We start from the raw sequence: 21,961 nt of genomic DNA on the forward strand, positions 1-21,961 counted from the left end.
GTTGGACAGTGAGCGCCTCCACCGGATCCGTACCGCAGACCGGGTCCGTCGTCATCAGTGCCGTCCGCCCGTATGGCGAGGGAGACCCGATCGATGTCCTCGTCGTCGACGGCGTCATCAGCGAGATGGGCTCGGCGGTCACCGCTCCCGAGGGCACCGAGACGATCGACGGCAGGGGTGGCGTGCTGCTGCCCGGGTTCGTCGACCTCCACACCCACCTGCGTGAACCGGGTCGTGAGGACACCGAGACGATCCGCTCGGGCTCGGCGGCCGCGGCGCTGGGCGGTTACACCGCGGTCTTCGCGATGGCCAACACCAGTCCGGTTGCCGACAACTCGACCGTCACCGACAACGTGTGGCGGTCCGGGCGCGAGGTCGGACTCGTCGACGTGTACCCGGTCGGCGCGGTCACCGTCGGTCTCGCCGGCAAGCAACTCGCCGAGATGGGCATGATGGCCGCCGGTGCCGCCGGCGTCCGGATGTTCAGCGACGACGGCAAGTGCGTCGACGACCCGCTCCTGATGCGTCGCGCGCTGGAGTACTCGACCGGTCTCGGCGTCCTCATCGCCCAGCACGCCGAGGAGCCGCGGCTGACCGTCGGTGCCGTCGCCAACGAGGGGCCGACGGCCTCACGCCTGGGCCTGGCGGGCTGGCCCCGCGCCGCCGAGGAGTCCATCGTCATCCGCGACGCCCTCCTCGCGCGCGACGCCGGCGCCCGGATCCACATCTGCCACGCCTCCACCGAGGGCACCGTCGAACTGCTGCGCTGGGCCAAGGACCAGGGGATCGCGATCACCGCCGAGGTGACGCCACACCACCTGTTGCTCGACGACTCGGTTCTCCACACCTACGACCCGGTGAACAAGGTCAATCCACCGCTGCGCGAGGTCCGCGACAAGACGGCATTGCGGCAGGCGCTGGCCGAGGGGATCGTCGACTGTGTGGCCACCGACCACGCCCCGCATGCCGCGCAGGAGAAGTGCTGCGAGTTCGCCCAGGCCAAGCCCGGGATGCTCGGCCTGCAGACCGCGCTGCCCATCATCGTCGAGACCCTCGTGAAGCCCGGCCTCCTCGACTGGCGCGGCGTCGCGCGCGTCATGAGCGAGCGGCCCGCGCAGATCGTCGAACTCACCGATCAGGGCCGTCCGATCGAGGTTGGCGAGCCGGCGAACCTGACCGTCGTCGATCCCGAAACGTCCTGGGTGGTGCACGGTCCCGACCTGGCGAGCCTGTCGGCCAACACCCCGTTCGAGGCCATGACCATGCCCGCCACGATCACCGCGACCGTGCTGCGCGGCGTCGTGACCGCCCACGACGGTGAGGTGACCCGATGACCGCGATCTCCAGGCGTGGGGTGGTGCCGGCGATCCTCGCGGTGCTGGTGATCGCCTCGGTGATCGCCTCGGTGCTCGGATACGGCAAAATCGTGTTCAACGCGTGGTTCATCGGCGTCGTCGCCTTGCTCGCCATCGGCGTGGTCTCGGTGTTCTACCTGCTGGCCACCGGGAATCAGAAGAAGACCGCGGCGCAGGCGGACGCGATCGGTGCACTCCCGGTGACACCCGCAGACCCGGGCGCCGTGCTCAGAGGTCCAGACACCGGCCTCTACCTCGGCAGCACCATGGCGCCGAGCTGGCAGAACCGGGTGACCGTCGGTGACCTCGGTGACCGCGCGTCGTCGGTGCTGACCGAATTCGAGACGGGCATCCTCATCGCACGTCAGGGCGCGAGCGACATCTGGATCCCGCGCGAGTCGATCACCGCGGTCCGGACGGAGCGCGGTATCGCCGGCAAGGTGATGACCGCCGACGGGGTCCTCGCCATCCGCTGGGTCCTGCCCAGCGGCACCGAGATCGACTCCGGGCTGCGCGCCGACGACAAAACGATCTACCCCGGCTGGGTGAACGCCTTCGCCGGGACGCATGACAGTGGACAAGGGGCACAGGAATGAACACAGCGGTCTTGGTGCTGGAGAACGGCCAGGTGTTCACCGGCCGGAGCTACGGCGCAGTCGGCGAGACCCTTGGCGAGGCGGTGTTCTGCACCGCGATGACCGGCTATCAGGAAACCCTGACCGATCCGAGCTACCACCGGCAGATCGTGGTGGCCACCGCGCCGCAGATCGGCAACACCGGCTGGAACACCGAGGACGGCGAGAGCACGGGCAGCGCCGGGAGCACCGGCGTCGACGGTGACTCGGGCAAGATCTGGGTGGCGGGATACGCCGTGCGCAACCCCACCCGACGCGTCTCCAACTGGCGCGCGACGACCTCCCTCGAGGAGGAACTGGACCGCCAGGGCATCGTCGGGATCGGCGGCATCGACACCCGCACCGTGGTGCGCATCCTCCGCGACCACGGGTCGATGAAGGCCGGGATCTTCTCCGGCCCGGCGCTCGCCGACACCGACGAACTCGTCTCCCGCGTGCGCAACCAGCCGGACATGAAGGGCGCCCGGCTGGCCGACGAGGTGACCACCGACAGCGGTTACGTCGTCGAACCCCTCGACCAGCACCGTTTCACGGTGGCCGCGATCGATCTGGGGATCAAGACCAACACACCGCGGATGTTCGCCGAACGCGGCGTCCGCACCCACGTGCTGCCGGCGACCGTCGCGCTCGACGCCATCGCCGACCTCAAGCCGGACGGGGTGTTCCTCTCCAACGGTCCCGGCGACCCGGCCACCGCCGACGACATCGTCGAACTCACCCGCGGGGTTCTCGGCCGGGACATCCCGCTGTTCGGCATCTGCTTCGGCAACCAGATCCTGGGCCGCGCACTCGGCCGCTCGACGTACAAGATGAAGTTCGGGCACCGGGGCATCAACATCCCGGTCGTCGACCACGCCACCGGCAAGGTGTCGATCACCTCGCAGAACCACGGTTTCGCGCTCGAGGGCGAGGCGGGGGAGGAGTTCGACTCCGACTTCGGCCGCGCGCGCGTCAGCCACGTCTGCGCCAACGACGGCACGGTGGAGGGCGTCGAGTTGCTCTCCGGCCGCGCCTACTCCGTGCAGTACCACCCGGAGGCGGCCGCCGGACCCCACGACGCCGCGTATCTGTTCGACAAGTTCGTCACCCTGCTCGAGGGCGACCGTGAGCAAGGAGCGAGTGCCTGATGCCGCGCCGCGAAGACATCAACCACGTCCTGGTCATCGGCTCCGGACCGATCGTCATCGGCCAGGCCTGCGAATTCGACTACTCCGGCACCCAGGCGTGTCGAGTGCTCAAGGCCGAGGGCCTGCGGGTCAGCCTGGTGAACTCCAACCCGGCCACGATCATGACCGATCCGGAGTTCGCCGACGCCACCTACATCGAGCCGATCACGGCCGAGTACGTGGAGAAGGTGATCGAGGCCGAGCGCGACGCGGGACATCCGATCGACGCCGTCCTCGCGACCCTCGGCGGTCAGACGGCGCTGAACACCGCGGTCGCCCTGCATGATCGCGGCTCGCTGGAGAAGTACGGCATCGAGCTGATCGGTGCCGACTTCGACGCCATCCAGCGCGGCGAGGACCGGCAGATGTTCAAGGACATCGTCGAGAAGGTCGGCGGCGAGAGCGCGCGGTCGCGCGTGTGCCACACGATGGACGAGGTCCGCGACACCGTCGCCGAACTCGGTTTCCCGGTCGTCGTGCGCCCGTCGTTCACCATGGGCGGACTCGGCTCGGGTATGGCCTACGACGACAAGGACCTCGACCGGATCGCCGGAGGCGGCCTCGCCGCCTCGCCCACCGCGAACGTCCTCATCGAGGAATCGATCCTCGGGTGGAAGGAATACGAACTCGAGCTCATGCGCGACAACCGCGACAACGTGGTCGTCGTCTGCTCGATCGAGAACCTGGACCCGGTCGGCGTCCACACCGGCGACTCGGTGACGGTCGCCCCGGCGATGACGCTCACCGACCGCGAGTACCAGATCATGCGGGACCTCTCGATCGACATCCTCCGCGAGGTCGGCGTCGACACCGGCGGCTGCAACATCCAGTTCGCGCAGGACCCGCGCGACGGTCGCCTCGTCGTCATCGAGATGAACCCGCGGGTGTCGCGGTCGTCGGCACTGGCGTCGAAGGCCACCGGCTTCCCGATCGCCAAGATCGCCGCGAAACTCGCGATCGGCTACAGCCTCGACGAGATCGTCAACGACATCACCAAGGAGACCCCGGCCTGCTTCGAGCCCACCCTCGACTACGTCGTGGTCAAGGCGCCCCGGTTCGCGTTCGAGAAGTTCCCGGGCGCCGACGACACCCTCACCACGACGATGAAGTCGGTCGGCGAGGCCATGAGCCTCGGCCGAAGCTTCGCCGAGGCCCTGGGCAAGGTCATGCGGTCACTGGAGACCAAGGCCGGTGGCTTCTGGGCCGAGCCCAACCGTCCCGACCCGGCGACCGTCGACCTGCCCGCGCTGCTCGAGGACATCAAGACGCCCCGGGACGGGCGGCTGTACAAGCTGATGCTCGCCTTCGAGGCCGGCGCGACGATCGAGGACCTCTACGAGGCCACCGCGATCGATCCGTGGTTCCTCGCCGAGATCGGCGGGATCGCCGCGCTCGGTGCGGAGATCCGCGACGCCGACACACTGGACGAGGCGTTGCTGCGCGAAGCCAAGTCCACCGGCTTCTCCGACCGTCAGATCGCCGCTCTGCGACCGGATTTCGCCGACGAGGCGGCCGTTCGCGCACGGCGGATCGAGCTGGGCGTGCGCCCCGTCTACAAGACCGTGGACACCTGCGCCGCCGAGTTCGAGGCGAAGACGCCGTACCACTACTCGAGCTACGAGCTCGATCCCGGGGCGACCAGCGAGATCGCCCCGCAGACCGACCGGCCCAAGGTGCTGATCCTCGGGTCGGGCCCCAACCGCATCGGGCAGGGCATCGAGTTCGACTACTCCTGTGTGCACGCCGCGCTCACGCTGTCGGACGCCGGATACGAGACCGTCATGGTCAACTGCAACCCGGAAACGGTGTCCACGGACTACGACACCGCCGATCGCCTCTACTTCGAGCCGCTGACCTTCGAGGACGTGCTCGAGGTCTACCACGCCGAATCGCAGTCGGGCACCGTCGAAGGTGTGATCGTGCAACTCGGCGGCCAGACCCCCCTCGGCCTCGCGCACCGTCTCGAGGAGGCCGGCGTGCCGATCGTCGGCACCAGCCCGGCCGCCATCGACCTCGCCGAGGACCGTGGTGAGTTCGGCAGGGTGCTGACCGCGGCCGGTCTGCCGGCTCCGGCATTCGGAACCGCGACGAGCTTCGACGAGGCCCGGGACACCGCCGCCCGGATCGGCTACCCGGTGCTCGTCCGGCCGTCGTATGTCCTCGGTGGTCGCGGCATGGAGATCGTCTACGACGAGAAGTCGCTGGAGGACTACATCTCTCGCGCGACCGAGCTGACCCCGGACCACCCGGTGCTGGTCGACCGGTTCCTCGAGGACGCGATCGAGATCGACGTCGACGCCCTGTGCGACGGTGACGAGGTCTACATCGGCGGCGTGATGGAGCACATCGAGGAGGCCGGTATCCACTCCGGTGACTCCGCGTGTGCGCTGCCGCCGGTGACCCTCGGACGAGCGGACCTCGAGATGGTGCGGACCTCGACCGAGGCCCTGGCCAAGGGGATCGGCGTGAAGGGACTCCTCAACGTCCAGTACGCGCTCAAGGACGACGTCCTGTACGTGCTCGAGGCCAACCCCCGCGCAAGCCGGACGGTCCCGTTCGTCTCCAAGGCGACCGCCGTGCCGCTGGCGAAGGCGTGCGCGCGCGTCATGCTCGGTGCGTCCATCGCCGACCTGCGGGAGCAGGGCATCCTGCCCGCCACCGGCGACGGCGGAGAGGCCCCGGCGACGGCACCGATCTCGGTGAAGGAGGCGGTCCTCCCGTTCAACCGGTTCCGGCGTCACGACGGCAGCGGGGTCGACAACCTGCTGAGCCCGGAGATGAAGTCGACCGGTGAGGTCATGGGCATCGACGCGGACTTCGGGCGCGCGTTCGCCAAGTCGCAGACCGCCGCCTACGGATCGCTGCCCACCAGCGGCAAGATCTTCGTGTCGGTGGCCAACAAGGACAAGCGGGCGCTGATCTTCCCGGTCAAACACCTCGCCGACCTTGGATTCGAGATCCTGGCCACCGAGGGCACCGCGGACGTGCTGCGCCGCAACGGGATCAAATGCGAGACGGTGCGCAAGCACTTCGAGGCCGCCGAGGGGCAACGCACCATCGTCGACATCATCCGCGCCGGCGAGGTGACCATGGTCATCAACACCCCGTACGGCAACTCGGGCCCGCGCGTCGACGGCTACGAGATCCGCAGCGCCGCGGTGTCGGTGAACATCCCGTGTATCACCACTGTGCAGGGTGCCTCGGCCGCCGTGCAGGGCATCGAGGCCGCGATGACCGGTGACATCGGCGTGCGTTCGCTGCAGAATCGCCACGCCGACCTGGCCGGGCGGTCGTGACGGACACGTCCGGTATCGACGACTTCGATTCGGGCGGCCCCGGTTTCGGGGGCCGCTACGCCCGCGCGGTCGCCGAACGCGGGCGTCTGTGCGCGGGGATCGATCCACACGCGGCGCTGCTCGACGAGTGGGGTCTGTCGGTGGACGTCGACGGGCTGTCGGCGTTCGCCGATCTCTGCGTCGAGGCGCTGGCCCCGGTGGCGGCCGTCGTCAAGCCCCAGGTGGCGTTCTTCGAGCCGTTCGGGGCGGCTGGTTTCGCCGTCCTCGAACGCGTCGTCGCCGCCTGCCGAGAGGCCGGGGCGCTCGTCATCGCCGACGCCAAACGCGGGGACATCGGATCGACGATGGCCGCGTACGCGCAGGCCTGGCTGTCCGAGTCGTCGCCGCTGTGTGCCGACTCGGTGACCGCCTCTCCCTATCTGGGGTACGAAGCCCTGCGCCCGGCCCTCGATCTCGCACGCCACGGGGAGCGGGGGGTCTTCGTGCTGGCGCGGACGTCGAACCCCGAGGGCGCCGACATCCAGCGGGCCCGGGCGGGCGAACGGACGGTCGCGCAGTCGATCGTCGACGCCGCCGCGGCCGAGAACGCCGACGGCACGGCCACGGTCGGTCTGGTCGTCGGGGCCACGCGTGAGCACGGTCTGGGTCTCGCGGACCTCCGGGGCCCGATCCTGGCCCCCGGCCTGGGCGCGCAGGGGGCCACTCCCGCGGACCTGCCGATCGTGTTCGACGGGGCCGACCCCGCATGGCTGCTGCCCGCCAGCTCCCGCGGTGTGCTCCGCGCCGGGCCGGACCCGACCGCGCTGCGGGAGGCGTTCGTCCGAACCCGCGACGAGGTCGAGGCCGCACTGGGCTGACGGTCCGGTCGAGGATCGATCGTCCTGCGACACGCGCGGAGCGTCGCGGATTTCGCACAGATTCCGTCACACCTCTGGCGTCACACGCGTATCACCTGGTGCATGGGCACAATGCAGGTCTTTCGTCGCGTTATCGACCCAGCCCTCTCCAGCCGACCTGCTGACCTGCGAGAACACCGGAAAACGCGTAGTCAGGACGACGACGGGAACAGTGAATCAGTGCTGTGCTCCCGTGAACGCACCGACTGCCCTACAACATGAGAAAACGCCGCGAAAACGGGGGGTCGCACTCGCAAATGCCTGCTCACGTCGGTACGGTCGCATTCGCCGCCAACATTTGATGGCGTCGGCCGGGTGCAGACCCGGCTGACAGGCCGGCGATGGCGACCCAGCCGCGGTCGCACGGCAACAGCGCCTCGGACGCCCCAGGGCGAACGATGCAGTCCCACTCGAGAACGAAAGACGGAGGAACCCCGTGGCCCTTCCCCAGTTGACCGATGAGCAGCGCGCCGCTGCGTTGGAGAAGGCAGCTGCCGCTCGTCGTGTCCGCGCGGAGCTCAAGGAGCGCCTCAAGCGCGGTGGCACCGATCTCCAGCAGGTGCTCAAAGATGCCGAGAACGACGAGATCCTGGGCAAGATGAAGGTCTCGGCCCTGCTCGAGGCCCTGCCCAAGGTCGGCAAGGTCAAGGCACAGGAGATCATGACCGAGCTCGAGATCGCCCCGACCCGCCGCCTGCGCGGTCTCGGCGACCGTCAGCGCAAGGCTCTGCTCGAGAAGTTCAGCTCCTGAGCGTGAGCAACCGAACCGAATACGGCAGCGAGACGAACCCGTGGACCGGACGGTGAACAACCGCCCGAACCACGAGGGAACCGGACGCACGAGGGGTCGACTGATCGTTTTGGTCGGCCCCTCGGCCGTCGGCAAGTCCACCGTGGTCGCAAAGGTCTGCGCCGCGGTGCCCGACGTCTACTTCAGCGTGTCGGCGACGACGCGCGACCCGCGGCCCGGCGAAGTCGACGGCCGCGACTACCACTTCGTCTCGGCCGGCGAGTTCGACCGGATGATCGCCGCCGACGAGCTCCTGGAGTGGGCCGAGATCCACGGCGGGCTGCAGCGCTCGGGCACCCCGATCGCCCCGGTCCTGGCCGCACTGGAAGCCGGTAAGCCGGTTCTGGTCGAGGTCGACCTGGTCGGCGCGCGCAATGTGGTGGCCCGACTCCCCGAGGCGGTCACCGTCTTCCTCGCACCACCCAGCTGGGACGAACTCGTGTCCCGCCTGACCGGCCGGGCCACCGAGACGCCCGAGGCGATCGAGCGCCGACTCGCCACCGCTCGGACCGAAATGGCCGCCCAGGACGAGTTCGATCACGTCATCGTGAACAGCGAAGTCGACCGGGCCGCCGATCAGTTGGTATCCTTGCTGGTCGGACCCGAACAGCCGGCCGCATCCGCGACCTGACCGGCCCTTTCCGACACCCAGACCTCGACGCAGGAGTTCGTGTGAGCACCCCGACCAATTTCGACATCTCCGAGATCAGCGACGCACCGGCGTACGACACGCCGCTGGGCATCACGAATCCGCCGATCGACGATCTGCTCGACCGCGCGTCGTCGAAGTACGCGCTCGTCATCTACGCGGCCAAGCGCGCGCGCCAGATCAACGACTACTACAACCAGCTCGGCGACGGGATCCTCGAGTACGTCGGCCCGCTGGTCGAGCCCGGCCTCCAGGAGAAGCCGCTGTCGATCGCGATGCGCGAGATCCACTCCGACCTTCTCGAGCACACCGAGGGCGAATAGTCTCCGGCGCCGTTGATGAGCACTGCGATCGGAACCCGACGCCGCGTCCTGATCGGCGTCGGCGGCGGGATCGCGGCCTACAAGGTCTGTTCGGTGATCCGGCACTTCACCGAGGCCGGCCACGACGTCCGCGTCGTGCCCACCCCGGCCGCGCTGGAGTTCGTCGGTAAGGCGACCTTCGAGGCGCTGAGCGGCAACCCCGTCTCCACGACCGTGTTCGACGATGTCGACGAGGTCGCCCACGTCCGTCTCGGGCAGGGCGCCGACCTCGTGGTCATCGCCCCCGCCACCGCCGACCTCATGGCCCGCGCCGCCCAAGGTCGCGCCGACGATCTGCTGACCGCGTCGCTGCTGACCGTGCGATGTCCGGTGCTGTTCGTCCCGGCGATGCACACCGAGATGTGGGAACACCCCGCGACGCAGGCCAATGTGGCGACGCTCCGGGCCCACGGCTCGGTGGTGATGACCCCCGCGTCGGGGCGCCTCACAGGTACCGATTCCGGTCGCGGCCGTCTTCCTGACCCGCAGGAGATCGCTCTTCTGGGTGAGCTGCTCCTCGACCGCGCCGACGCCCTGCCGTACGACCTCGACGGTGTCCGCGTGCTCATCAGTGCCGGCGGTACCCGGGAGCCGCTCGACCCGGTCCGCTATCTCGGCAATCACAGTTCGGGCAAGCAGGGTTTCGCGCTGGCCCGGGCCGCGGCACAGCGCGGGGCGAGTGTCACCGTGGTCGCGGGATCGACGTCCGGCGCGGGTGACCCGGCCGGTGTCTCCATCGTGCGGATCTCGACCGCCGAACAACTCGCCGACGAGATGACCAAGCGCGCGGCCGACGCCGACGTCGTGATCATGGCTGCCGCGGTCGCGGACTTCCGCCCGGTCGCCGTCGCCGAGTCCAAGATCAAGAAGGGCGACGAGGGCCCCGCGCCGATCCGGCTGACGACCAACCCCGACATCCTGCGCGGCCTCGTCACCGCCCGCGACGATGGCCGGATCCCGCGCGACACCGTGATCGTCGGCTTCGCCGCCGAGACCGGCGACGAGTCCGGCGGCGTCCTCGACCACGGTCGCGCGAAGCTCGCCCGCAAGGGCTGTGACCTGCTCGTCGTCAACGCCGTCGGCGATGGCAAGGCCTTCGGAACCGAGGACAACACCGGCTGGTTGCTCGCCGCCAACGGCGACGAGACCGCACTGCCCTTCGGGTCGAAAACACTCATGTCGAGTCGGATACTTGACGAAGTGCGCCAACTGGTGCCTGATGGTCGAGGAGCTCGACCGACCGATTAGGTTGGATGTATTCCCCCGGCCAGTCGGACCTGGCCGACACTGCCAGCGGCGCGGCGACCATCGACGCGCGTAGATCTCGAGAGGATCTGATGACCACCTCGTCACGCCTGTTCACGAGCGAATCCGTTACCGAGGGACACCCCGACAAGATCTGTGACGCGATCAGCGACTCGATTCTCGACGCCATCCTCACCGACGATCCGAAGGCGCGTGTCGCGGTCGAGACCCTCGTGACCACCGGACAGGTGCACGTCGCCGGCGAGGTCACCACCACCGCCTACGCCGACATCCCGAAGATCGTGCGCGACAAGGTCCTGGAGATCGGTTACGACTCGTCGACCAAGGGCTTCGACGGCGCATCGTGCGGCGTGAACGTCGCCATCGGCGCGCAGTCCCCGGACATCGCGGGCGGCGTCTTCAACTCGCACGAGAGCCGCAGCGGCATCTCCGAGGACGAGATCGACAGCCAGGGTGCCGGTGACCAGGGCCTGATGTTCGGCTACGCCACCGACGAGACCCCCGAGCTCATGCCGGTGCCGATCGCCCTGGCGCATCGCCTGTCGCGCCGCCTGACCGAGGTCCGCAAGAACGGCACCCTGCCGTACCTGCGCCCCGACGGCAAGACCCAGGTCACCATCGAATACGACGGTGACACCCCGGTCCGCCTCGACACCGTCGTGCTCTCCACCCAGCACGCCGCCGACATCGACCTCGACAACCTCCTGGCCCCGGACATCAAGAAGCACGTCGTCGACGCGGTGCTCGCCGAGATCGACCTGCCCAGCCTCGACACCACCGACTACCGCCTGCTGGTCAACCCGACGGGCAAGTTCGTCCTCGGCGGCCCGATGGGTGACGCGGGTCTGACCGGCCGCAAGATCATCGTCGACACCTACGGTGGCATGGCCCGTCACGGCGGCGGCGCGTTCTCCGGCAAGGATCCGTCGAAGGTCGACCGCAGCGCGGCCTATGCGATGCGCTGGGTCGCCAAGAACGCAGTGGCCGCAGGCCTGGCCAGCCGCATCGAGGTGCAGGTCGCCTACGCGATCGGCAAAGCCGCCCCGGTCGGCCTGTTCGTCGAGACCTTCGGCACGGAGAAGGTCGACCCCGCGGTCATCGAGCGCGTCATCGCGGAGAATTTCGACCTGCGTCCACTCGCGATCATCCGCGACCTGGACCTGCTGCGCCCGATCTACGCACCCACCGCGGCGTACGGCCACTTCGGCCGCACCGACGTCGACCTGCCGTGGGAGCGGACCGACCGCGCGGAGAAGCTGCGGGCCGCCGCGGGACTGTAGCCCCTCTGCGGAAGCACTCTCACTGACACCCAAAGGAGCACGGGTCCCGGCGGCTGAGCTGCCGGTGGCCCGTGTTCTGCCTGTTCTGGGACTCGCGCACCTCGATCGGCCCTTCGACTATCTCATCGACGTCGACCAGGACGAGGCCGCGCAGCCCGGCGTGCGCGTCCGCGTGCGATTCTCCGGCCGGCTCGTCGACGGATACCTCCTCGAGCGGATCGACAAGAGCGATCATCCCGGCAAGCTGGGCTGGCTCGACCGTGTCGTGTCCGCCGAACCGGTCCTGACCCCGCAGCTGGCCACGCTGTGTCGCGCGGTGGCCGACCGGTACGCGGGCACCATGGGCGATGTCGTGCGCCTGGCGATACCGCCGCGGCACGCGCGCACCGAGAAGGAGACGACACCGGAACCGACCGCCGTCGTCGAGACCCCCGAACTCACCGACTGGCACCGGTACCCGCTCGCCGATTCCTACGTCGAGAACCTCGTCGACGGTCATCCTCGTGCCGTCTGGCAGGCCCTGCCGGGGGAGGACTGGCCACGGCGTCTCGCCGAACTCGCCGCAGCAACCCTCGCCGCCGGACGGGGGTGCATCCTCACCGTCCCCGATCAGCGAGATCTCGACCGCGTGTGGGCCGAGGTAGAGCCGTTGATCGGCGACCGCGGTGTCGCGCTGTCCGCCGGACTCGGACCCACCGCTCGCTACCGGCGGTGGCTGGCCGTGCGTCGTGGCGCGGCGCAACTGGTGATCGGTACGCGCAGCGCGGTGTTCGCGCCGGTGGCCGATCTCGGGCTCGTCGTTGTCTGGGATGACGGTGACGACAGCATGTCGGACCCGCGGGCGCCTTATCCGCATCCCCGCGAGGTGGCGGTGCTGCGTTCCCATCACGAACGGTGTGGTCTCCTGCTCGGCGGTTTCGCCCGGACCGCGGAGGCACAGGCGCTGGTGGCGTCGGGCTGGGCACACGATCTCGTCGCCGACCGCGCGACCGTCCGCACCCGCAGCCCACGGGTCCAGGCCATCTCCGACGACGACCGCCAGATCGCCCGCGACCCCATGGCGAGGTCCGCACGCATCCCCGAAGTCGCGTTCGACGCGGCGCGGTCGGCGTTCGCCGCCGATCGTCCGGTGGTGTTCAGCGTCCCGCGGCGCGGCTATGTGCCATCGCTGGCGTGCACGCGCTGCCGCGAACACGCGCGCTGTCGCGCCTGTCACGGTCCATTGCAGCTCGACTCCGACCAACGGCTGAGCTGTCGATGGTGCGGGCGCCCCGAGCGCTCCTTCCGCTGTCCGGAGTGCGGCAACACCTCGGTGCGCGCCACGGTCACCGGTGCGCGCCGGACCGCCGAGGAGCTGGGGCGCGCTTTCGCCGGTGTGCCGGTGCTGACCAGCGGAGGCGACACCATCCTCGACGAGATCGAACCCGGTGCACGGCTCGTGGTCGCGACACCGGGCGCCGAGCCGGTCGCGCCGGGCGGGTACGGCGCGGCGATCGTCGTCGACACGTGGGCGCAACTCGACCGTGCCGATCTGCGTGCCGAGGAGCATGCGGTCCGCCGCTGGATGGCGTTGGCCGCCATGGTCACGCCGCACGGTGACGGCGGTCGCGTGGTGATCGTCGCCGATTCCTCACTCGCACCCGTGCAGGCGCTGATCCGTTGGGACCCGGTGGGTTTCGCCTCCATCCAGCTTCGGCAACGAGTGGAGCTCGGGTTCCCGCCCGCAGTGACGATGGCATCGGTCGACGGACCGACCGGGGTGATCACCGACTTCGTCGAGCACCTGGAGTTGCCGACCGACGCCGACGTCCTCGGGCCCGTTCCGTTGCCGCCGGGGGTGCGCCCGCCGGCCGGCAGCGCCGAGTGGGAGGCCGCTCCGGACGACGAGATGGATCGCATCCTGGTGCGGTTGCCGCGCAAGCACGGACGCCTGCTGGCCGAGGCCCTTGTCGCCGGTCAGGTCCGGCGCAACACGCATCGGCAGACCGGGCCGATCCGGGTGCAGATCGACCCGCCTACGATCGGATGAATGCGCATCGTTTTCGCCGGGACCCCCGAGGTGGCCGTGCCGTCGTTGCAGGCCCTCATCGCCTCGTCGCATGAGGTGGTCGGGGTCATCACCCGCCCCGATGCCGTGTCCGGCCGCGGTCGCAAGGTGATGCGGTCTCCCGTCGGCCGGCTCGCCGACGAGCATTCGCTCGAGGTGATCACCCCGCGGCGGTTGTCGGAACCGGAGGTCGATGATGTACTCCGGCGCTGGGCGCCCGACTGCGGGGCCGTCGTGGCCTACGGCGGGCTCGTGCCACCCGGGTTGCTCGACCTCCCGCAGCACGGCTGGATCAATCTGCATTTCTCGGTGCTGCCCGCCTGGCGCGGTGCGGCCCCGGTTCAGGCCGCGATCGCGGCCGGCGACGAGGTGACGGGAGCCAGCACGTTCCGGCTCGAGAAAGGCCTCGACACCGGCCCGGTCTTCGGCGTGCTGACCGAGACCATCCGACCCACCGACACCAGCGGTGACCTCCTGGCACGCCTGGCCGACGCCGGTTCGGGACTGTTGCTGTCCACCCTCGACGGACTGGAGGCCGGCGAACTCGCCCCCGAACCGCAGCCGACGACCGGGGTGAGCCATGCGCCGAAGGTCGAGGTCGACGACGCGCGGGTCCGGTGGGATCTGCCGGCGCACATCATCGATCGCCTGATCCGCGCATACACCCCCGCGCCCGGGCCGTGGACGAGTCTCGACGAGGCTCGGATCAAGGTCGGGCCGGTGTCGGTCGTCGCGTCGACCGAGGATCCCGGTCTGCCCGATGCGGTGCGGGACAATGTGCTCGCGCCCGGTGTGCTCGCGGTCACCAAGAAGGCGGTCTTCGTCGGAACCGGTTCGCAGCCGGTCACTCTCGGCACCGTGCAGCCGCCGGGTAAGAAACCCATGCCCGCCGCCGACTGGGCGCGCGGTGCACGGCTGACCGACGGGACGGTCCTGCGATGAGCGGCAAGTTCCGGCAGAAAGACCTCGATCCCGCGCGTGTGGCTGCCCGCGACACCCTGCGCGCGGTGCGTGAACGTGATGCCTACGCCAATCTCGTCCTCCCGAAGATGCTGCGGGACAGGAGAATCGAAGGCCGCGACGCCGCCTTCGCCACCGAACTGGCCTACGGCGCCGCGCGGGCGCAGGGGTTGCTGGACGCAGTGATCTCCGCCGCGGCCCAACGGCCCGTCGCCGACATCGACGGCACTGTCCTCGACGTCCTGCGCCTCGGCACCTATCAGTTGTTGCGGACGAGGGTCGGCGCGCATGCGGCGGTGTCGACGTCGGTCGATCTGGTGCGCGCGGAAAACGGGATGGGGCCGTCGGGCTTCGTGAATGCGGTGCTGCGCAAGGTGTCGCAGAAGGACGAGGACCTGTGGGTGGACGAGCTCGCCCCGTCACCCGCGGACGATCTCGTCGGCTACCTGGCCTTCCAGTACGCGCATCCGAGATGGATCGCGGAGGTGTTCCGTGATGCGCTCGGCGGCTCGGCGGGACAACTGCAGGCGGCGCTGGCCGCCGATGACGAGCGACCGCCGGTGCATCTGGTGGCCCGCCCCGGATTCATCACCGCCGAAGAACTCGCCCTCACGAGCGACGGTGAGGTCGGCGACTTCTCCCCGTACTGCATGTATCTCCCGGGTGGTGATCCCGGTGACGTCGCGGCGATCCGTGAGGGGTACGCGGGCGTGCAGGACGAAGGCAGTCAGCTCGTCGCACGTGCAGTGACCGTGGCCGAGGTCGTCGATGACGGCGGGCGATGGCTCGACATGTGCGCCGGTCCCGGCGGGAAGGCCGCACTCATCGGTTCGCTCGCCGAGATCGACGGTGCCCGGCTCGACGCGGTCGAGGTGTCCGAGCATCGAGCCGGGCTGATCCGCAAGGTCGTGTCCGATCTGCCCGTGACCATCCATGTCGCCGACGCACGGTCGAGCGGACTCGACACCGGTTACGACCGGATTCTGCTCGACGCCCCGTGTTCGGGGCTGGGCTCGCTGCGCCGACGACCCGAATCCCGCTGGCGCCGGACCGCTTCCGACGTCGACGAACTCGTCGTTCTGCAGAAGCAGTTGCTGACCGAGGCCCTACGGTTGGTGAAATCCGGTGGCGTCGTGGTCTATTCGACCTGTTCGCCGCACCCGGCCGAGACGACCGCGGTGGTGGCCGACGTGGTGGCGTCGGTCGACGGCGCGCGCCAGCTCGATGCCCGCCCGCTGGTGACGGTCGGCAAGCTGGGCCCGGAACTGTTGGGCGACGGCCCCCACGTGCAGCTCTGGCCGCATGTCCACGGCACCGACGCCATGTTCCTGGCGGCGCTGACGCGTGACTAGCCGCCAGCTCGCGGTCTATCGGGTCACGGCGCTCGCTCCTGCGTAGTCCGCGACCGCCGGCGGTCCCACCGCCTCGTACTCGAGAATCATCAGACCTCCGGTCGTGGCGTGGTGTTCGGCCAGTCGGAATCCGGTTCCGACCCTGTTGCGGCCGAACAGCGTTCGCCCGGAGCCCAACAGGGTGGGCGCAACCACGAGGCGCAGGGTGTCCACGACACCCGCCTCGAGAAGCGACGACGCCAGCGTCGCGCTTCCGTGGACCTGCAGCTCACGGTCGGAGTCTGTGCGCAGGTCCCGTATCGCGCCGATCGGGTCGTCGACCAGCAGTGTCGCCGGCTGCCATGCCAGATCAGTCTCGGTGAGTGAGCTGCTCACCACATACTTCGGCAGTCCGTTCATCCGCACCGTGAACGGGTCGTCGGGATCGGTGATCGCGGGCCAGTCGCGGGCGAACGCCTCATAGGTGCGCCGTCCGAGAAGTAGCCCGTCGGCGAGATCGAGCCACCGCGACGCCTGGCGGATGAACTGCTCGTCCATGTGAGGCACCAGCCAACCGCCCGCGAGGAATCCGTTCGAGGTGTCCTCGTCGGCGGCACCGGGACCCTGGGTGACCCCGTCGAGTGTGATGAACTGCGTGATGGTGATCTTCACTGTGAGACTTCGTGTTCCACGAGCTCGGCAAGCGCGGCGGTGACCGAACCCCAGCCGTCGTAGAAGCCGAGTTCGTCGTGGCGGTCACGGTCAGACGGACTGCGATGGCGCACCACGACGTTGTACTCGGTTCCGTCCGCATGCTCGGCTAACGTGATCTCGGCGGTCATGGCGACGGGTGCTGGTTCGGCGGGACGCCACGAACTGTCGACGGCATTGGTGAAAACCAGACGCTCGCACACGTCCGCAACGAGGAAGACGGCATCCATGTGCGGGACGAAAGTGGTTCCGTCCTCGCTCATCCGGGTCACGAGCGCACCGCCGGGCGCGGGCTCGAGGCGGTCGACACGGGTGACCGTCGGGGCCGGAGTCCACCACTGGGCAAATTGATCGGGTTGAGTCCAGGCGTCCCAGATACGTTGTCGCGGAGCGCGGATCACCCGGTGCAGGGTGAGGTCCAGTTCGGGGTCGATCATCATGTCTCCTCGGTGTCGGTGTCGGTGTCGGTGTCGGTGTCGGTGTCGGTGACGAAGTGTTCGAGTCGGTCGGTGCGTTCGGTCCAGACGGTCCGCTGATGGTCCAGCCAGGTGGACAACCGACGTAGACGACGTCGGTCGAGCGTGCACATACGCGTGCGGCCCACCTTCTTGGTCAGAACCAGCCCGCTGTCCTCCAGTACGCGTAGGTGTTTCATGAAGGACGGCAGAGTGATGGGGAAGGGGTGGGCGAGTTCGCCGACGCTCGCCGGTCCGCGCCCCAGCCGCTCGACGACGGCGCGGCGCGTCGGGTCGGAGAGCGCGCCGAAGATGTCGTCCAAAGGGACCGTACTGTGTGCCATATGGCTAAGTGTTGCAGATGCCATCACTGATCTCAATGGCTAAGCATTCAGACGGTCCCGACCCTGTGGAAAGCGCCCGCTGATGTGGTCGAACTTCGGTAGTATCGAACGTATGCACGAGGAGGCTTCGAACACAACAGTTCGGTTGGACACGGATCATCTGCGGTCCATCGTGAGGGGAATCGGCGGGATGCTCACCGGCGCGGACGAGGCCGAGTCGGTGTGTCGGCTCACCCTCCTCGAAGAGATCAAGTCGGCGTGCACCGCGGCTCAGGTGCGGGAGACCGCGAATCTCGATGACCTGCGCGCGGCGGATGAAGCCGCGCGGAACGTCCCGCACCAGGGGCGCGGTCGCGGCCTGGCCGCCGAGGTCGGTCTGGCCCGGAAGGTGTCTCCTCGCAAGGGGAGTCAGTGCCTCGGTTTCGCCCGCGCCCTGGCGCACGAGATGCCGCACACTCTGGCGGCACTCACCGACGGAGTCCTCACCGAGTGGCGGGCGATGATCCTGGTACGCGAAACCGCCTACCTGATCCGTGAATCGCGCGAAGAGATCGACCGCCGGATCTGTGGTGATCGAACGGCATTGACAGGCGTTTCCGATCGCGAGATCGAGGTCCTGGCCAAACGCCACGCCTACGAGCTGGAACCCGAAGCGGTGGCGGCACGTAAGTCGAAGGCCGGGAAGGATCGTCACGTCACGGTCCGGCCCGCTCCGGATCTGATGACGCAACTGTCGGCGCTGCTGCCGATGACCGAAGGGATCGCGGTGTACGCCGCGCTGAAGAAGCACGCCGACTCGGTGGTCGGGACAGACAGCCGAAATCATGCACAGGTCATGGCCGACACCTTGGTCGAACGTGTCACCGGTCGTTCCGTTGCGGAACCGACGCCGATCGCGGTGAATCTCGTTCTGTCCGAACGGTCTCTGCTCGGCCTGGACGACGCCGCCGCCGAGCTCCAAGGGTACGGACCGATCCCGGCGACCGTTGCGCGGCTTCTGGTCGCCGATTCGGTGACCGCTGCGGGGGAGACCGCATCGACGCTGCGGAAGTTGTACGCAAGACCCTCCGATGGCGCGCTGGTGGCGATGGAGTCACGCGCGCGAGGTTTCCCGCCCGCGCTGGTCCAGTACATCCGGATGCGTGATCAACGGTGCCGAACTCCGTACTGCGGTGCGCCGATCGCCGAGATCGACCACGCCAGACCGCATCGTCGCAACGGCCCGACCAGCGCGGTCAACGCCGACGGAACGTGCGTGATCCACAACCGCGCCAAGGAGGCTCCCGGGTGGTTCTACGACGTCAGAGTCGTCGACGGGGTGCGCGTGATCGACGTGATCACCCCGACCGAGGCCCGACATCGGAGCGTGCCTCCGCCAGCGATCGGACACACGCCGGCAGCGCGGAGTGGTGTCGAGACTCGGCTGATCCAGATACTGGCCGCCTCCTGAGTGTGGATGACCGACGCACGGTGGGGCCGAGTCGTACTAAGTTGTTCGTCGTGGCGGTGTGCCACGACGAGGATTGCTGCAAACTCGGGGGTTTGTATGGCTGAGCGCTTTGGTGTCGAGGAACTGGGTGTCATCACCGGCGTCGGAGATGCGCTGGCTCGGTGTTCCTCGGAGACGCGCGCCCTGTGGACCGGGAAGTCCGCTTTCGGCGACGCCTCGAACGCGATGCCGGCCTCGGCCATCGGGGCTGCGTGCGCCGGCAAGGACGAGACCGTTCGGTCGCTGCTCGGCCGGGCGGCGGCGAGGATGGACCAGGTGTCGCAGACCTGCTACCAGGCAGCCGGCGAAGTCGCCGACACGGAGGAGTCACTGGCCAGCGGCTTCCGTGCGATCACCGAGTTCTGATGTCGCGTCCGTCGCGCTCCATCGTCAACGGCTGGGACCTGATGTCTCTCGATGCTGCGGCCAGTGCGCTCGACACGGCGGTGGATGACCTCAGCGGTCTGACCCAGCGGATGGCCGAAGCGCCGATGAGGGCCGGCGATTCCAGAGGATGGGTGGGGGCCTCCCAACTCGGGTGTGAGAGCCGCACCGACTCGGATCGAGCCGAGATCAACAAACTGGGGGCCGACCTCACGCACGCCGCCAACGTCTTGCGAAACACGTCGGCCGCGATCAGTCCGAATCGCACCACGGCGCTGGTCCGCGCGCTCGGCTTGGAACGCGACAAGTTCAGCGTCGCCGACGACTGGACGGTGCGCGACACCCGCGACTATGCGGCCGAGCTCAAGGGCGTGGAGGCGGGCAGCGCAACGGAGCGTTCCATACTCGATGCCCAGGCGGCACGCTCCGAGGAGGCCAAGACGGCGACCGTCTCGCTCCAGTCCCTGGCCGACCAGATGGGCGAGGACGATCGTAACGGGGCGCGCGTTCTCGCCACGGCCTTCGGTGATGCAGAGGGCAATGCGCCACTGGCGTCCAGCTACTCACCTGGCCAGGCGAGCATCGATGTCCAAGCCATCATGAGTGGTACAGCCACCACCGAGCAGAAGGACCGTTTCTCCCGCGCCACCAGCCTGACCCCAGAGCAGCGATCGGCACTCGCCCGCGGTGACTTCGCAGTAATCCCGAAGGAGCAGTTCGACTACCTGAAGGCGATCTACACGCCGAGTTGGGGTGGCGGACCTCAAGGGCAGCCGCTGTCCCTCGGCGCCCTGGAGTCGTTCGGCGACAAGTACACCGGCGCAGAGCGAGAGACTTTGAAACAGAGTCTCGCTGACGGCGTGTATCTGCTGGGAAACCGGCACCTGCGGACCGGCCAGACAGACTCGAACGTGTTTGCCGAGATCTGGGGGACGGATGCCCCGTTCGTGACCGGCGGGACGAGTCAACTCCCGGCGCCGATCCGGGACGCCCTGTCCGAAGCTGCTGCGAGTAGGGGACGACTGACGGTTCCGGACTCAGGCGCGCACTCCGGCGGCCACAGGTCGGTCACCGATCTGAAGACCTTCGACGACCTCAAGTCGATCATGGGCATCTTGGAGCACCGCTCTGTCGACCCGCCGGGGGGTGCGTACGGCTCGGGGTCCGTGCAGTTGGGAAGCGACGTCGACCGGGCATTGATCGCGAGGGCCAGTGAGATTGCAGCTGCAGGCGCCACGGAATACGCGTCGAATCCAAGCATGTTGAACCACAACATCGTTGGCAAAAGCGAAGTCGAGGGCCTCCTCGTCGACATGCTCGGTGTCGCGGGCGCCGATCACATCGCGGTACACGATGCAGTGATGTCGGCAACCGGTAACCCGTCCAGCAGTTCGATGCCGACGACCTACGATCTCGGCGGCGCCGAACGGTCTTTCAAGGACGCAGAGGCCCTCAAGCATCTGTTGACGTTCGACTGGACTGATGAAGCGGGCAAGGACTCGGACGGAATCAACAGGCTGTTCAACTGGATGCCCGGTGCTGCCTACGCGCCTGATGGTAGTTCTCCCGAAGCGGTGCTCGAGAGCGAACGTGCCGGCAACATTTCGACCGCCCTTGCGCAGTACTTCGGCGACAACAAGGACGCGCTGATTGACATCGGAGACCGGAAACCGGCTCTGGGCGAACTCAACCCCGAGCTGACTCGCACGCTGGCCTCCGCGATCGGCTCGCACACTGCTGTTATGGCAGGCGCCGATCCGCAGCTCTTTCACACGCATGGTGTGTCGGAAGTCGACGCGAGCGACTTGAAGTCGACCTTCGAAGTATTGAATTCGGATGCGACCGCAGGAAGAATCGTCAACTCTTTGACCGCCTTGCAGATCGATGTGATGCAACAGGAGTTCGGAAAAGACCCGCACGACTACGGGCTCGGTGAAGTCACCGGACGCCTCGAAGGAGCCATGATCGGCGGATTGGACGCGCACATCGAGGAAACAAAGGTCGACGGCCGGCACCTGGCTGCCTACGATGCCGCAGTCGTCGGCGCGATGTTCGACAGCGCCAAAGCGCTACTGACTGCTGTTCCGGGTCTGGACCCGGCTGTGAAGGTCTTGATCGACGGCGTGGCGCCCCAGGCGAAGCTGGACTTGTCTGGCCTGCCGGTCGACCCGGATACGGTCAAGGCCGACCCGGAACTCCAACGGCTTCGGACCGAGTTGTTTGAAGACGAGATCGATCCGAACGCGAAGTACGTGCAGATCCTTGCGGGATACTTCGAGACCCATCCAGAACTCGCGGATGATCCCCAGTTCCAAAGTCTGTACTCGCCGGATAGCAACCCAGATTTTGGCGAAATGAAGCGCTCCGGCGTGATGGCCGATGGTAGCGACGAGAGTCGAGCTGCAACCTTCATCCAACAGAAGCTGCAATCCGACATCAACTCATTCGCGCTTCGGCACAACGAGAATTTAGAAGATGCTTACAAGCGTTAGGGGTGACGTGGCGCGTTCGCCGAGACTTCGTCTGGTCTGTGTGTCGGCGTTGC

The 21,961-nt window shown here is 68.2% G+C and carries 19 protein-coding genes; 16 read left to right on the top strand and 3 right to left on the bottom strand.

All coding sequences use genetic code 11. From position 1 onward, the window contains the following. Positions 1-8 precede the first annotated feature (8 nt). The 13 genes from KTR9_RS12475 (at position 9) to KTR9_RS12535 (ending at position 16,054) form a co-directional block, all read left to right on the top strand. Positions 9-1,334 carry a dihydroorotase gene (locus tag KTR9_RS12475; protein WP_014926641.1) on the top strand — a complete coding sequence of 442 codons (1,326 nt, stop codon included), beginning with the start codon at positions 9-11 and terminating at the stop codon, positions 1,332-1,334. Next, positions 1,331-1,951, top strand: a complete 621-nt coding sequence (locus KTR9_RS12480) for a PH-like domain-containing protein (protein WP_014926642.1) — start codon at positions 1,331-1,333, stop codon at positions 1,949-1,951. Before KTR9_RS12475 ends, KTR9_RS12480 begins: the two co-directional genes overlap by 4 nt. Continuing rightward, the gene (carA, locus tag KTR9_RS12485) at positions 1,948-3,117 is read left to right on the top strand and encodes a glutamine-hydrolyzing carbamoyl-phosphate synthase small subunit (RefSeq protein ID WP_010840974.1); all 1,170 of its coding nucleotides are present in this window, start codon (positions 1,948-1,950) and stop codon (positions 3,115-3,117) included. Before KTR9_RS12480 ends, carA begins: the two co-directional genes overlap by 4 nt. Further along, entirely contained in the window at positions 3,117-6,452 is a 3,336-nt protein-coding gene (carB, locus tag KTR9_RS12490) for a carbamoyl-phosphate synthase large subunit (protein ID WP_014926643.1), read from the top strand. The genes carA and carB overlap by 1 nt, the downstream gene beginning before the upstream one ends. Then, positions 6,449-7,309 (top strand): orotidine-5'-phosphate decarboxylase, encoded by an 861-nt coding sequence (gene pyrF / locus KTR9_RS12495; RefSeq protein WP_014926644.1) that lies wholly within the window; start codon positions 6,449-6,451, stop codon positions 7,307-7,309. The genes carB and pyrF overlap by 4 nt, the downstream gene beginning before the upstream one ends. A gap of 475 nt (positions 7,310-7,784) precedes the next feature. After that, the gene (gene mihF / locus KTR9_RS12500; RefSeq protein WP_004021989.1) at positions 7,785-8,099 is read left to right on the top strand and encodes an integration host factor, actinobacterial type; all 315 of its coding nucleotides are present in this window, start codon (positions 7,785-7,787) and stop codon (positions 8,097-8,099) included. A 40-nt stretch (positions 8,100-8,139) separates the two neighbouring features. Next, the gene (gene gmk, locus KTR9_RS12505; RefSeq protein ID WP_014926645.1) at positions 8,140-8,769 is read left to right on the top strand and encodes a guanylate kinase; all 630 of its coding nucleotides are present in this window, start codon (positions 8,140-8,142) and stop codon (positions 8,767-8,769) included. Between the two features lie 41 nt (positions 8,770-8,810). Beyond that, positions 8,811-9,110 (top strand): DNA-directed RNA polymerase subunit omega, encoded by a 300-nt coding sequence (gene rpoZ, locus KTR9_RS12510; RefSeq protein WP_010840978.1) that lies wholly within the window; start codon positions 8,811-8,813, stop codon positions 9,108-9,110. Positions 9,111-9,125: 15 nt separating this feature from the next. Further along, positions 9,126-10,397: a bifunctional phosphopantothenoylcysteine decarboxylase/phosphopantothenate--cysteine ligase CoaBC gene (gene coaBC, locus KTR9_RS12515; protein WP_044506603.1), complete on the top strand. Its 1,272-nt coding sequence runs from the start codon at positions 9,126-9,128 to the stop codon at positions 10,395-10,397. A gap of 89 nt (positions 10,398-10,486) precedes the next feature. Then, entirely contained in the window at positions 10,487-11,695 is a 1,209-nt protein-coding gene (gene metK / locus KTR9_RS12520; protein ID WP_044507891.1) for a methionine adenosyltransferase, read from the top strand. A gap of 64 nt (positions 11,696-11,759) precedes the next feature. Then, positions 11,760-13,724, top strand: coding sequence for a primosomal protein N' (locus KTR9_RS12525; RefSeq protein WP_014926648.1), 1,965 nt, complete (start codon positions 11,760-11,762; stop codon positions 13,722-13,724). Then, positions 13,725-14,684: a methionyl-tRNA formyltransferase gene (fmt, locus tag KTR9_RS12530; RefSeq protein ID WP_014926649.1), complete on the top strand. Its 960-nt coding sequence runs from the start codon at positions 13,725-13,727 to the stop codon at positions 14,682-14,684. Further along, positions 14,681-16,054: an RsmB/NOP family class I SAM-dependent RNA methyltransferase gene (locus KTR9_RS12535; RefSeq protein WP_014926650.1), complete on the top strand. Its 1,374-nt coding sequence runs from the start codon at positions 14,681-14,683 to the stop codon at positions 16,052-16,054. Before fmt ends, KTR9_RS12535 begins: the two co-directional genes overlap by 4 nt. A 15-nt stretch (positions 16,055-16,069) precedes the next feature. Here KTR9_RS12535 and KTR9_RS12540 read toward each other — a convergent pair whose 3' ends face one another. The 3 genes from KTR9_RS12540 to KTR9_RS12550 are packed head-to-tail and all read right to left on the bottom strand — an operon-like array spanning position 16,070 to position 17,543. Next, positions 16,070-16,705, bottom strand: coding sequence for a dihydrofolate reductase family protein (locus tag KTR9_RS12540; RefSeq protein ID WP_014926651.1), 636 nt, complete (start codon positions 16,703-16,705; stop codon positions 16,070-16,072). Next, complete coding sequence (locus KTR9_RS12545; RefSeq protein WP_044507893.1) at positions 16,702-17,181, bottom strand: SRPBCC domain-containing protein; 480 nt, start codon at positions 17,179-17,181, stop codon at positions 16,702-16,704. Before KTR9_RS12545 ends, KTR9_RS12540 begins: the two co-directional genes overlap by 4 nt. Further along, entirely contained in the window at positions 17,181-17,543 is a 363-nt protein-coding gene (locus KTR9_RS12550; protein WP_044506606.1) for an ArsR/SmtB family transcription factor, read from the bottom strand. The genes KTR9_RS12545 and KTR9_RS12550 overlap by 1 nt, the downstream gene beginning before the upstream one ends. Before the next feature lie 190 nt (positions 17,544-17,733). Between KTR9_RS12550 and KTR9_RS12555 the strand changes: the two genes are divergently transcribed. The 3 genes from KTR9_RS12555 (at position 17,734) to KTR9_RS12565 (ending at position 21,908) form a co-directional block, all read left to right on the top strand. After that, complete coding sequence (locus KTR9_RS12555; protein WP_014926654.1) at positions 17,734-18,993, top strand: DUF222 domain-containing protein; 1,260 nt, start codon at positions 17,734-17,736, stop codon at positions 18,991-18,993. Between the two features lie 96 nt (positions 18,994-19,089). Then, positions 19,090-19,398, top strand: coding sequence for a hypothetical protein (locus tag KTR9_RS12560; protein WP_044506607.1), 309 nt, complete (start codon positions 19,090-19,092; stop codon positions 19,396-19,398). Further along, positions 19,398-21,908, top strand: coding sequence for a TPR repeat region-containing protein (locus tag KTR9_RS12565; protein ID WP_044506609.1), 2,511 nt, complete (start codon positions 19,398-19,400; stop codon positions 21,906-21,908). The genes KTR9_RS12560 and KTR9_RS12565 overlap by 1 nt, the downstream gene beginning before the upstream one ends. Positions 21,909-21,961: the final 53 nt, after the last annotated feature.

It is taken from the genome of Gordonia sp. KTR9 (genome assembly GCF_000143885.2).
Classification (GTDB): Bacteria; Actinomycetota; Actinomycetes; order Mycobacteriales; family Mycobacteriaceae; genus Gordonia.

Excerpts from the sequence above, each read along its gene's own strand:
- KTR9_RS12480 (WP_014926642.1), top strand. The coding sequence starts at position 1,331 with ATGACCGCGATCTCCAGGCGTGGGGTGGTGCCGGCGATCCTCGCGGTG.
- carA (WP_010840974.1), top strand. The coding sequence starts at position 1,948 with ATGAACACAGCGGTCTTGGTGCTGGAGAACGGCCAGGTGTTCACCGGC.
- carB (WP_014926643.1), top strand. The coding sequence starts at position 3,117 with ATGCCGCGCCGCGAAGACATCAACCACGTCCTGGTCATCGGCTCCGGA.
- coaBC (WP_044506603.1), top strand. The coding sequence starts at position 9,126 with ATGAGCACTGCGATCGGAACCCGACGCCGCGTCCTGATCGGCGTCGGC.
- metK (WP_044507891.1), top strand. The coding sequence starts at position 10,487 with ATGACCACCTCGTCACGCCTGTTCACGAGCGAATCCGTTACCGAGGGA.
- fmt (WP_014926649.1), top strand. The coding sequence starts at position 13,725 with ATGCGCATCGTTTTCGCCGGGACCCCCGAGGTGGCCGTGCCGTCGTTG.
- KTR9_RS12535 (WP_014926650.1), top strand. The coding sequence starts at position 14,681 with ATGAGCGGCAAGTTCCGGCAGAAAGACCTCGATCCCGCGCGTGTGGCT.
- KTR9_RS12545 (WP_044507893.1), bottom strand. The coding sequence starts at position 17,181 with ATGATCGACCCCGAACTGGACCTCACCCTGCACCGGGTGATCCGCGCT.
- KTR9_RS12550 (WP_044506606.1), bottom strand. The coding sequence starts at position 17,543 with ATGGCACACAGTACGGTCCCTTTGGACGACATCTTCGGCGCGCTCTCC.
- KTR9_RS12555 (WP_014926654.1), top strand. The coding sequence starts at position 17,734 with ATGCTCACCGGCGCGGACGAGGCCGAGTCGGTGTGTCGGCTCACCCTC.
- KTR9_RS12560 (WP_044506607.1), top strand. The coding sequence starts at position 19,090 with ATGGCTGAGCGCTTTGGTGTCGAGGAACTGGGTGTCATCACCGGCGTC.
- KTR9_RS12565 (WP_044506609.1), top strand. The coding sequence starts at position 19,398 with ATGTCGCGTCCGTCGCGCTCCATCGTCAACGGCTGGGACCTGATGTCT.